This is a genomic window from Bacillus sp. MN7755 (assembly GCF_054771475.1).
The window spans coordinates 19,099-31,461 of record NZ_BTRL01000025.1 but is presented as its reverse complement, the minus strand read 5'-3'; the positions used below and the strand labels follow the sequence as shown (position 1 = coordinate 31,461).

General features: G+C 35.8%; 10 protein-coding genes and 1 pseudogene. 9 read left to right on the top strand and 2 right to left on the bottom strand.

Annotated features, from left to right (window positions below):
* Positions 1-28 precede the first annotated feature (28 nt).
* The 3 genes and pseudogenes from ACYVEC_RS24460 (at position 29) to ACYVEC_RS24450 (ending at position 2,633) form a co-directional block, all read left to right on the top strand.
* On the top strand, positions 29-1,315 hold the full coding sequence (locus ACYVEC_RS24460; RefSeq protein WP_199678011.1) for an APC family permease: 1,287 nt from the start codon (positions 29-31) through the stop codon (positions 1,313-1,315).
* Complete coding sequence (locus ACYVEC_RS24455; protein WP_063222281.1) at positions 1,299-1,895, top strand: bifunctional transcriptional activator/DNA repair enzyme AdaA; 597 nt, start codon at positions 1,299-1,301, stop codon at positions 1,893-1,895. The genes ACYVEC_RS24460 and ACYVEC_RS24455 overlap by 17 nt, the downstream gene beginning before the upstream one ends.
* Positions 1,896-2,159: 264 nt before the next feature.
* A pseudogene (locus ACYVEC_RS24450) lies at positions 2,160-2,633 on the top strand (DUF1203 domain-containing protein).
* 332 nt (positions 2,634-2,965) lie between these two features.
* On the opposite strand, the gene ACYVEC_RS24445 reads toward ACYVEC_RS24450, so the two are convergent.
* The gene (locus ACYVEC_RS24445; protein WP_063222280.1) at positions 2,966-3,343 is read right to left on the bottom strand and encodes a hypothetical protein; all 378 of its coding nucleotides are present in this window, start codon (positions 3,341-3,343) and stop codon (positions 2,966-2,968) included.
* Between the two features lie 284 nt (positions 3,344-3,627).
* Here ACYVEC_RS24445 and ACYVEC_RS24440 point away from each other — a divergent pair, with 284 nt between their 5' ends.
* A complete protein-coding gene (locus tag ACYVEC_RS24440; protein WP_063222336.1) occupies positions 3,628-4,014 on the top strand; it encodes a DUF1259 domain-containing protein in 387 nt (128 codons plus the stop codon).
* 242 nt (positions 4,015-4,256) lie between these two features.
* Here the strand turns inward: ACYVEC_RS24440 and ACYVEC_RS24435 are convergent, their stop codons facing one another.
* Complete coding sequence (locus ACYVEC_RS24435) at positions 4,257-4,859, bottom strand: hypothetical protein (protein ID WP_063222279.1); 603 nt, start codon at positions 4,857-4,859, stop codon at positions 4,257-4,259.
* 440 nt (positions 4,860-5,299) lie between these two features.
* On the opposite strand from ACYVEC_RS24435, the gene ACYVEC_RS24430 reads away from it, so the two are divergent.
* From ACYVEC_RS24430 to ACYVEC_RS24410, 5 genes are all read left to right on the top strand, one after another.
* Positions 5,300-6,778: a DHA2 family efflux MFS transporter permease subunit gene (locus ACYVEC_RS24430; RefSeq protein WP_199678012.1), complete on the top strand. Its 1,479-nt coding sequence runs from the start codon at positions 5,300-5,302 to the stop codon at positions 6,776-6,778.
* A gap of 496 nt (positions 6,779-7,274) precedes the next feature.
* Complete coding sequence (gene cypD, locus ACYVEC_RS24425) at positions 7,275-10,472, top strand: bifunctional P-450/NADPH--P450 reductase (RefSeq protein WP_460508770.1); 3,198 nt, start codon at positions 7,275-7,277, stop codon at positions 10,470-10,472.
* A gap of 295 nt (positions 10,473-10,767) precedes the next feature.
* A complete protein-coding gene (locus ACYVEC_RS24420; protein WP_098556335.1) occupies positions 10,768-11,187 on the top strand; it encodes a MarR family winged helix-turn-helix transcriptional regulator in 420 nt (139 codons plus the stop codon).
* A gap of 327 nt (positions 11,188-11,514) precedes the next feature.
* Entirely contained in the window at positions 11,515-11,865 is a 351-nt protein-coding gene (locus tag ACYVEC_RS24415) for a DoxX family protein (RefSeq protein WP_000153831.1), read from the top strand.
* 188 nt (positions 11,866-12,053) lie between these two features.
* Positions 12,054-12,359, top strand: a complete 306-nt coding sequence (locus tag ACYVEC_RS24410; protein WP_000323771.1) for a monooxygenase — start codon at positions 12,054-12,056, stop codon at positions 12,357-12,359.
* Positions 12,360-12,363 lie beyond the last annotated feature (4 nt).

Sequence of the window (12,363 nt, the reverse complement as noted above, 5' to 3'; positions counted from 1 at the left end):
CACTAAATCCTATAAAAGGGGGGAGATCATGAACAATAAAGCCATTGGATTATTTCAAGGAATTGCGTTATACATTTCAGCTATTCTAGGATCCGGTGTCCTTTTTTTATCGGGGGTAACGGCCTCAATAGCGGGCCCTGCATCTATTGTATCCTGGTTTATCGTTATTATAATTAGTTTTCCGCTTGCTTATTCCTTTGCTAGTTTGGCACGGATATATCCTGATTCCGGTGGAGCAGCAACCTTTGTTAGAAATTCTTTTGGATATCATCTTGGCAATATCGTTGGGTGGTTTTATTTTGTAACAGCAGCAGTTGGTCAAACGATTGTATCTTTAACTGGTGCTTTTTATGTCAGTCAGGCATTTGGATTTTCGCATTTTGAAACAATTTTAATTGCCGTCTTTATTTTGGTAATTGCAGGTGTTTCCAATTATTATGGTGTAAATGTTAGTGGTAAAGTTGCATTGATTTTAAGTTCTTTATTACTGATTCTTTTAGCGTCAGCTGTATTTGTGGCGTTTCCAAGAATACAATGGGGAAATTTTAATCCCTTTGTTCCAAATGGATGGTTTTCTGTCGGGAACGCTATAACGGTTATCTTTTGGGCATTTTTCGGTTGGGAGGCGATTTGCAATCTGGCTGAGCACTTTAAAAGGCCAGAAAAAGATATTGTCAAAGGAGCAGTTATTAGTGCAGTTGTCATTGGACTATTATTTTTAGCGCTAAGCCTTGTCACTATTGGAACGGCCACATATGGCAGTCAAGAAAGCAACCTGTCTCCTATTGGTGTTATAATGGGAGATACAGTAGGCGGAGGTGCCAAAGTCGTTACAGCTGTTTTAGCTTTAATTATTTGTACAGGGACAGCGAATGCTTTTGTAGCCAGCCTAACGCAATTAGGATATTCATTAAGCAGAGATGGTGCTTTCCCAAAATTTTTCTCAAGGCTGCATGCAACTACTCAAATTCCAAGACAGATGGTATTGTTTGTTATCTGTTTTTCGGTAGCAGGTGTGTTAGTGACAAAAGCTTTGTCACTAACGTTTGATGATATTTTGTTTATACCGACTTCTCTAGGGATTCTAGTTTATGTTCTTTCAATGGCAGCAGGCGTTAAATTATTTAGGAAGAACACACCGGCATGGTGGGCATCGTTAATCTCTTTCATTTTATGTTTGCTGGTGATTCCATTTTTTCAATTGTATATATTTGTTCCGTTAATTGTCGTGGCTATATATGCGAGTTATCTGATTTTGAGTAATAAGATTTTCGCCTACAAGGGAGGATTAAAATCTAATGAAGGATCAAAATAACCTTTCCAGAGATACCATGTGGAAAGCCACAGTATCATGTGATTCAGCGTATGACGGGATATTCTTTTACGCAGTCAAGACAACTGGAATTTTCTGCCGACCTTCTTGCAAGTCTAAGGTTCCTAATTATGAAAATGTATCCTTTTTTTCAAATGCGCAAGAAGCTCAAAGGTCAGGCTATCGCCCATGCAAAAGATGCCGATCAGATCTAAATATAAAAATATACGATCCGTTCGAATGCGTTTTGGAAGATACTATGCGATTGATAAAAAATAATTATGTTCAAAACATGCCATTAAATGAAATTGCATCAAGGGTAGGAGTTAGTCGTTTTCATTTAAATCGGATTTTCAAAGAAAGAACAGGGTATACTCCTCGAATATATTTAGAAAGGATCAGAGTTAAGAAAGCAAAGGAACTTCTCTTGACAACGGTCTTTAATAGTACAGAGATTGGTTATCAAACAGGCTATCAAAGTGTATCTAGCTTTTATAATGCATTTAAAAGAAATACAGGATTTTCACCGAGTCAATTCCGTGCTTTCCATAGTGGAAATACCGTAAACCAAGAACTTGACTGAATTCACGTTTTTTAACAAAAGATAGCATGAATTAACAAGAGTGCTTTGTACTCATCGTATTTTTCGATAAATCATTACTGATTGATTAAAAGTAAACAACTTTGTATTGAACAATAATAAGCCATTTTTTCTCTGTTATAGAATTGTAAGCTTTTTAATTCAATCCTCAACAAACGGGCAAGATTATTGAACAAGTTTTATGAACTTTAGTGGTAGCATTATTAGTAAAATGCTTTATAACAACTAATTAAGGAGGGATAGAATATGAGAAATAACTTTCAAATCGTTGCGTTGCAAGAGAAGGAGTTTAATAACCTATTTCTAATGAATGAAGAAGTATTAAAAAGTATCGGGGCAGTCAAAATAATAGCAAATAAAAATCCTGGATATCCTTGCAGGATAAGTTTGAAGGATGCAGAGGTAGGAGAAGAGGTAATATTACTGAATTACCAATATCATAGTGTTAATTCGCCTTATAAAGCAAGTGGTCCTATATTTATGCGAAAGGGAGCAACTACTGCTAAGCTAGATGTAAATGAAATTCCGCATATGTTACATCATAGGTATCTATCTGTACGCGGCTAAAATACTGATTCAATGATTGTAGAAGCAAGGGTTACAGAAGGTGTAAATTTAAGAGAAAATATAGATGAAATTTTTGATAATAAAGAAGTAGAATATATTCACATTCTTAACGCTAAACCAGGATGCTATAACTGCCTTGTTAATAGAGTGTGAAAAAATTAAAAATGCAAACTTCTATTATCCTATAAGGGATACCACCAATCGCTATCAAGCTAATTCAACAAAACCCCCCCTAAATTGAAAAAAATACGCTATTCTTTTTGTAGAATCATAGGAAAGGATAGCGTTTTTGTATGCCTATTTCTGTATCTGATGAATTACAACTATTTGCTCAAGAGATTCAAAGTTTTTTATCTCCAAATACCTTACGGGATCTTGCTAGAGATGTTGGTTTCGCAAGAATTGATGCGTTCTTTGAGCTCTGTATGGTTATACAGTGTGGTTTTACTCACTCCGGCTTCTTTCTGTCACACTCTTGAAGTTAATTATATTTTTCTACGTACTAAATAAAAAGATAAGGCCCCCATAATAACAGGTACAACGAAATCAAAGAAATGGGAAAAATTAAAAGGAAAAAGAAAAAGAAATGGTATAAGTGTATAGATAACTGCTTGTCCTATAAATACAGGAATTCCGAATTGAAATTCTCTACATCGTTTGATTTTCCTGTATAACACTTCCCCAATTAGACAAGCTACAAGAGCTGGAATACTACCATAAGTGATGATCGTTTTAATGAATCCTAATACAACGTTCGGGTGAATAAAGCTAGGATGAGAAATATATGAAATCAAGAACCATCCAAAAATAAAAGCAAACAGACTTGCAGCATAACTAATTGCAAATTTTATCAACGTAATCATCCTCACAGTTTTCTAATATTAACTCCATTGTATGACATAACGTCCTATTAACAATAGTCAATGATGCATATAATTTTTGTTTTTGGGGGTAGGTGCCTTTCTTAGCTTGATAACGATGGGATGAGTCCTCAATAGTGGCAAATATCCATACTTCTATTAACTCGTTAGTTAAAGAAGAATTTCTTCCACAACTCTTAAGTTATTATAAATAGAATAGATTCATTACCGTTTCAGACCTAAGTATTCATTCATAACCTAACAGTAAAAGGGGGATGATTCAAGGTATGGCGTTTAATGATGAATTAATTTGTCAACAGTTTGCAAGAATTATCGGTGGCCAAGAAGGATTCGCCGGTGGGAAATGCGTGGCAACAATAAATCGAGATGGAATACAAGCGACAATCTTAGGAAAACGTTTCAGAGTAACAACTTCCTTCTCATTCGAATCACGAGATAATAAAACTGGACGAGCATTATGTCTAGGCCGGGTAGCGCTATTGCAAAAAGAAGTCAATGGATTTGTTGCTACAATTATTAAACAAGGAATAATCGTTTCGTCTATACACAATGAGTGGTTATGTGATGAACCAAATTTGATTTACGTTAATATTGAAGACGTTGATGATCCACTAAATTTCGCAAGGAAAGTTAGAAGAGCATTATGTAATTAACCGATTTTTTTAGTTAAATGAGTGAGTATGTCGGTTAGAATATTTTAGATTGTTGAATGGTTTTATAAAGTGAAAGAAGACGTTCCATATTTGGAATGTCTTTTCTTGATGTTTTTATAATTTGAAAGACGAGGAAACGAACTTGGAGGGAGTATTGGGGCCGTGTTTGAGAAGAGTAAATCAATGAAAAAGGAAATTGTTTTTAAGTTTGGGCTACGGATCTATCCTCCCGTTCTAATTAACTAAAAGAAGAACTTCCCCATACCGATTAGACTACTAATCATTCCTATTCCATTCATGCTGCTTTTTCCTACTGCAAGTAAGTTTCCAAGCATTCCTGGCTGACCGATCCCTCCGTTATTCCCCCATCCCATGGGATTTACCTGTCCTCCCCATCCTGGAGAGTTTCCGAAAGCACCCCAGTTATTGGTACTAAATTTAAAAGCTTTAGCTGGCGGCGATAGTAAAGCGGCAAGATGACCTTGTGCGAACATCCCTGCATGATTGAATGGTTGGGCCCAGGGGAAGGGAGGTTTTTGAAAATGAAAACCTGCATGGCTTGGTAATGGAGTCCAATTAGCAGGATATCCTTGGGGCATCATCCCTGCATAATGGATTGGCTGTCCCAAAGAGAAGGGTTGGGGTTGGGGATTAAAACCCGTATAATTGGCTGGTGAATTCCAACCAAATGGATAGACTCGACAACTCCAATTCTCAGAAATATTCAAACCATTCATTCCCTCAGCTTTAGTTATTTGGGGCTGTGAATATAATGATGACATTGAAATTTGGTTATTATATTGTTCCCCGTTTCCCTTTGAATTCAAATGCCAATATTGGTACATAAGCTTATTCCCCTCACTTTAAAAATCTAATGTTAGACTTAGCCTATGTAATATTCCTTGTTATGGATGGTTACATAACTAGATTTACAAGCCTGTATTTAAAGGAATGGGTGTGTGGTCTTCTTGATTTATCCCGCTATTTTTTGTGGGCTGCCTGTAAAAGCTCCACGGATTAAAGTTTCACTTTATTTTAGAAGGGTATGTTCAGTTGCTCCTTTTATTTATTTCACCCTAATTTAATTTCGATTAACAAACGTGTTTATAAAGGTTTAATCAATAAAAAGATTTTAAAGTGTTATGTTGAGCAAGTAGAATTGCTAAAAAGAGAATATCCATTCGAAGAGTTTGGCAAAATACTGCAAGGATAATGTATTTTTGTGCAAATATGCAAACGATTTAAACGAATCAATGGAATTTATAATGAAGGGGCAAATAAATATATGAATGAAACATTACATAAAAGAAAACCACCATATTTAATGCTTGTAATCCTTTTTATTGGGGCATTTGTTTCATTTCTAAATAACTCCCTTTTAAATGTAGCCTTGCCATCAATAATGAAGGATTTAGACATTAAAGATTATTCAACGATCCAGTGGCTCTCTACAGGGTATATGCTTGTAAGTGGTATATTAATTCCGGCATCAGCATTTTTAATAACCCGTTTCTCTAATAGGAGCTTATTTATTACATCTATGGTGATTTTTATTCTTGGTACAGCCTTAGCGGCTGTAGCGCCGAACTTCGGTTTATTACTTACTGGTCGGATGGTTCAAGCAGCAGGTTCTTCAGTCATGGGACCTTTGTTAATGAATATTATGCTAGTAAGCTTTCCAAGAGAAAAAAGGGGAACAGCAATGGGGATTTTTGGATTAGTTATGATTACAGCTCCAGCAATTGGACCGACACTATCAGGTTATATTGTAGAGTACTATGACTGGCGTTTGCTGTTTGAAATGATTTTACCGCTAGCAATCATTAGCTTACTGTTAGGGATTTGGAAATCGGAGAATGTCATGAGACAAAACAAAAATGCAAAGCTTGATTATCTCTCATTACTATTATCTTCTGTCGGTTTTGGCGGTTTGTTATATGGATTCAGTTCTGCAAGCTCCGATGGTTGGACGAATAAAGTTGTCTTAACAACCTTAATCATAGGCGCTATTTCCCTAATTGCTTTCATTATCCGTCAATTAAAAATGAATGAGCCTTTATTAGATTTACGTGTTTACAAGTACCCAATGTTTGCACTTGCGTCTGTAATTGCAATTGTCAATGCGGTGGCTATGTTTTCGGGGATGATTTTAACACCAGCTTATGTACAAAATGTCCGCGGTATTTCGCCGCTGAGCTCTGGGCTGATGATGCTTCCAGGTGCGGTAATAATGGGGGTTATGTCACCAATTACAGGTAAATTATTTGATAAATATGGCCCTAGAATTCTTGGCATAGTAGGACTTTCCATTACAGCTGTTTCAACTTATATGCTGGCAAACCTGCAACTCGACTCTAGTCACACACATATTATTCTTATTTACACTTTGCGGATGTTTGGGATGGCAATGGTGATGATGCCACTTATGACAAATGGCCTTAATCAATTGCCGACTCGCTTAAATCCGCACGGTACGGCTGTTAATAATACAGCTCAACAAGTGTCCGGTTCGATTGGTACTGCTATTCTTGTTACGATTATGAATACTGTAACAAAAACAAAAGCTGAAAGTCTAATGTCTGAATTAGATCCAACAACCTTCACAGAAGCTACGAAGGCAATAGTAACTCAGAAGGCTTTATTATCCGGAATTCAATATTCATTCTATGTAGCGCTTGGGATGAATGTTGTTGCACTACTATTAGTTTTTTTCGTTAAACGTGTAGATACAAGCCCGGAAGCAGTCGAGAAGTTAAATCGGTAGAGTAAAATAAAACTCTAGATGATGATTCCTACAAGTTTTTTGCTGATTAGTTAGACTATGAAGAAATGCAAATTTCTATTGCTAAGAAGCTGGTATTTAAAACGGCAAAAGAACTGAAAGAAACAGTGAAATAATTATATATAGTAAAAAGGATCTGATACTCATATCAGATCCTTTTTCATTCGTAACATAGTATACTTGCTTATCGTATTTGTTGGCATAGACATTAGAAACTACTGGATTTCCCAATGCTACAATCTTTAGCTTTCAATTTCTGATAGACATTATAATAATACGCTTCATTTTAATTTAGTATTTTTTCTACAAGTTATAAATCTAATTACCAACCTTATAAGCAATATCATAATCATGAATAGTTAGGGAAAAGATAAAATAAGGTAATCAATTACATATCTTTATCCCAGGCGATTCATTGCTATCTTCTTTTTATTGAATGGGATATTTTATTTCATGCTTTTTTGAAAGGGTGTTTTTAATGGATAAAAAAGTATCTGCCATTCCTCAACCGAAAACATATGGACCGCTGGGTAATCTCCCATTAATCGATAAAGATAAACCGACCTTATCCTTTATCAAGATAGCGGAAGAGTATGGTCCCATTTTTCAAATTCAAACTTTAAGTGATACCATCATTGTCGTTTCTGGACATGAACTGGTAGCAGAAGTCTGTGATGAAACACGGTTCGATAAAAGTATAGAGGGTGCTTTAGCAAAGGTTCGTGCCTTTGCTGGAGACGGATTATTTACAAGCGAGACTCACGAGCCTAACTGGAAAAAAGCTCATAATATTTTGATGCCTACATTCAGCCAACGGGCAATGAAAGATTACCATGCCATGATGGTCGATATTGCCGTACAACTCGTTCAGAAATGGGCAAGACTTAATCCAAATGAAAACGTGGATGTTCCAGAGGATATGACTCGCCTTACATTAGATACAATTGGTCTATGTGGTTTTAATTACCGATTTAATAGCTTTTATCGTGAGACCTCTCATCCTTTTATCACTAGCATGACCCGTGCTCTAGACGAGGCGATGCACCAATTACAGCGATTGGATATAGAAGACAAACTCATGTGGAGAACGAAACGTCAATTTCAGCATGATATTCAATCCATGTTTTCTTTAGTAGATAATATTATTGCTGAACGTAAAAGTAATGAAAATCAGGAAGAAAATGATTTACTTTCCCGTATGTTAAATGTGCAGGATCCGGAAACTGGTGAAAAATTAGATGATGAAAATATTCGTTTCCAAATTATTACCTTTTTAATAGCTGGACATGAAACAACAAGTGGCTTGTTATCTTTTGCAATCTATTTTTTATTAAAAAATCCGGATAAGTTGAAAAAAGCCTATGAAGAAGTAGATCGGGTATTGACAGATCCTACTCCAACATACCAACAAGTTATGAAACTTAAGTATATACGGATGATTTTAAATGAATCGCTACGTCTATGGCCTACTGCTCCAGCATTCAGTCTCTATGCAAAAGAAGATACAGTGATTGGTGGGAAATATCCAATTAAGAAAGGAGAAGATCGCATTTCTGTTCTTATTCCACAGCTACATAGGGATAAAGATGCGTGGGGAGACAATGTGGAAGAATTCCAACCTGAACGATTTGAAGAGCTGGATAAGATCCCACATCATGCTTATAAGCCATTTGGAAATGGTCAGAGAGCATGTATCGGTATGCAGTTTGCACTTCATGAAGCAACACTCGTAATGGGAATGCTGCTTCAACATTTTGAATTCATCGATTATCAAGACTATCAGCTGAACGTAAAACAAACATTAACGCTAAAGCCTGGTGATTTTAAAATTAGGATTCTACCCCGAAATCAAACTATTAGCCATACTACTGTTCTTGCACCTACAGAGGAGAAACTGAAAAACCATGAAATTAAGCAGCAAGTTCAGAAGACTCCTTCTATTATTGGAGCCGATAATCTTTCGCTGCTTGTTCTGTATGGTTCGGATACAGGGGTAGCAGAAGGTATTGCAAGAGAACTAGCAGATACAGCTAGTTTAGAAGGTGTTCAAACGGAAGTGGCAGCTCTTAACGATCGAATTGGAAGTCTGCCAAAAGAAGGAGCGGTTCTTATTGTAACTTCTTCTTATAATGGAAAGCCGCCAAGTAATGCAGGACAGTTTGTGCAATGGTTGAAGGAATTAAAACCGGACGAGCTAAAAGGTGTTCAATACGCAGTTTTTGGTTGTGGAGATCATAATTGGGCTAGTACTTATCAGCGAATTCCAAGATACATTGATGAGCAAATGGCGCAAAAAGGAGCAACAAGATTTTCTACACGTGGAGAAGCGGATGCAAGTGGTGATTTCGAGGAACAACTCGAGCAATGGAAACAAAGCATGTGGTCTGATGCGATGAAGGCATTTGGATTGGAACTTAACAAAAACATGGAGAAAGAACGCAGTACATTAAGTTTACAATTTGTCAGTCGTCTTGGAGGATCTCCTCTTGCGCGAACATATGAAGCAGTTTATGCGTCTGTATTAGAAAATCGTGAACTCCAATCATCCAGCAGTGATAGAAGCACTCGACATATCGAGATATCCTTGCCAGAAGGCGCTACGTATCAAGAAGGAGACCACCTTGGGGTGCTGCCAATTAATAGTCAGAAAAATGTCAACCGAGTTTTAAAACGCTTTGGATTAAACGGGAAGGATCAAGTCATACTGAGCGCAAGTGGGCGCAGTGTAAATCACATACCTTTAGACAGTCCTGTTAGTTTATTTGACCTTCTTAGTTATAGTGTCGAAGTTCAAGAAGCAGCTACTCGAGCACAAATACGAGAAATGGTGACATTCACAGCATGCCCTCCTCATAAAAAGGAATTGGAATCATTATTGGAAGACGGAGTTTATCATGAACAAATATTAAAGAAACGTATTTCAATGTTGGATCTTCTTGAAAAGTATGAGGCTTGTGAAATCCGATTTGAACGTTTTTTAGAACTTCTTCCTGCGCTCAAACCGCGTTACTATTCTATTTCAAGTTCTCCACTCGTTGCACAGGATCGTCTGAGCATTACGGTTGGTGTTGTTAATGCGCCTGCATGGAGTGGGGAAGGGACATATGAAGGAGTCGCTTCTAATTATTTAGCTCAGCGTCATAATAAAGATGAGATTATCTGTTTCATTCGAACGCCACAATCAAACTTTCAATTACCTGAAAATCCAGAAACACCAATTATCATGGTTGGACCAGGTACTGGAATTGCACCATTCCGTGGATTCTTGCAAGCGCGTCGTGTTCAAAAGCAAAAAGGTATTAACTTAGGACAAGCACATCTATACTTTGGTTGTCGTCATCCTGAAAAGGATTATCTCTATCGTACAGAACTAGAAAATGATGAAAGAGATGGATTAATCTCTTTACACACAGCTTTTTCTCGCCTAGAAGGATATCCAAAAACATATGTACAGCATTTAATAAAACAAGATAGAATCAATTTAATTTCATTATTAGATAATGGAGCTCACCTTTATATATGTGGGGATGGAAGTAAAATGGCTCCTGATGTAGAAGATACCCTGTGTCAAGCATATCAAGAAATTCATGAAGTCAGTGAACAAGAAGCAAGGAATTGGTTGGATCGTGTGCAAGATGAAGGGCGATATGGAAAAGATGTTTGGGCTGGTATCTGAATTTTTCTTAATTAGATATGTAATATGTAACGAATGAATTGCTTTCGAGTAAGTGTTAATTTAAAAAATAAACTTATTGATAAAAATCCCGTATTTTTATTGAATACGGGATTTTCTTATTTTTAAATAAGCTGGACTGATACTGTAGAAAAATAATAGGTAATTCATTTGACAATTAAAATGACCTAATTTAATATGTATGTCATAGCATATAATTAGTGAAACAAATACATTTACTGTGAATAATTGACTGGTATGCTATATCCTTTTATATCCTAATTTATAGAGGTGATACATGAACTTACATGATTTAATAGGCTATCTTGTTCATCGTACTGATGTGAAAATGACTAATTATTTTACGAAGAAATTAAAGCCTTATGGAGTTACGCCAGAGCAGTGGGGGATTATTAGTGTTCTTTGTAGCCACAGGGCTACTACTCAAAAAGAGTTAGCAGAAGCTATTGATAAAGATCAAACTACTGTCGTAAGAATGATACAGTCAATGGAGAGAAAAGGAATTGTAAAGAAGGCTTTGAATAACCAAGATAGACGTTCACACAACCTGTTTTTAACTGAAAAAGGTGACGAATTAAAGAAAACAATCTTGCCTGTAGTGACAGACGCTCACCATTTCGTTACGAGTAATTTGAGCGAAGAAGAGATTAAAGTATTACAATCATTATTAAACAAATTGTATGATACACGCTATTAATACTTGTTCCTTATTGATTCTATTCATAAGGAACAAACTTTATTTTATGTATTATATATGCTATAGCATATAATTTGTTTATTTCGAAGACTGATGGAGATAGCTTTATTTCTTATAATATTTAATTCAGGATCACTTTTTTGCCTAGTACCAGTCAAATTTTTTTGTATTATATATGCTATATCATGCAATTGTTATCCCTTTCATATTGAAAAGGGTAATGTAAATTGAAGCGAATTTCATATGGTCAATCTCAGGAAATAGGGTTCGGATAGTGACTTTTATCTGAACAATACTGAGTTTTTATCAAATAATAAGAAAGGTGTGATGACTATTTTAATTTTCATCAATATTGTAAAAGTAGTATTGTTTCTGTTCTTTTTAATGACAGGAACGAAAATTATATCTGGGAAAATGGCAGATGAGTTTAAGCGATTTGGTTTACCTTCGTTTTTTAATTTCTTAACTGGAGCTTTTGAGATTGTAGGAGCAATTGGAATGTTAATAGGAATTTGGGTTCCAATGGCAGCTTTATTGGCAGGATTGTTGTTAGGCGGTACGATGCTTGCAGCTGCATTAACTCTTATTGTATTAGCGAGAGATCCCTTTAAGAAAGCAATACCTGCGCTTGTTTTGTTTGTCCTTAGTTTAGGGATAAGTTTGTATCACATTTTTTAAACATAATTTAAAACTGTTTGCGTTCAAATTGCTACCGTTTTATGGGTATTTTACAAATAGTAGGATTTTCAAATTAGTGGTGGAATAATAGCAATACGAATGTAAACAGTATCATCATTAGAATCAAAAAAATTATAATTAGTAAAAGAATGGCAAGAATTTTATATTAAAAATAGGAGTGAGTGAAGATGGCATATTTATTACAAGTGGATTTTCCGTTTGAAGGTCCTTTTGGTGAAGAAATGGAAAAAGGATTTTGGGATTTAGCAAACAGTATTAACGAAGAAGAAGGATTCCATTGGAAAATATGGACTGAGAATCAAGAAACAAAAGAAGCTGGAGGCATCTATGTATTTGAAGAAAAACAAGATGCTGAAAAATACGCTGAAATGCACAAGAACAGACTGGAAGCAGCTGGTGTTAAAGATATTAGAGTAAGAATTTTTAATATCAATGAAAAGTTAACGGAACTGAATCGTGGGTACATTAAATAATTTC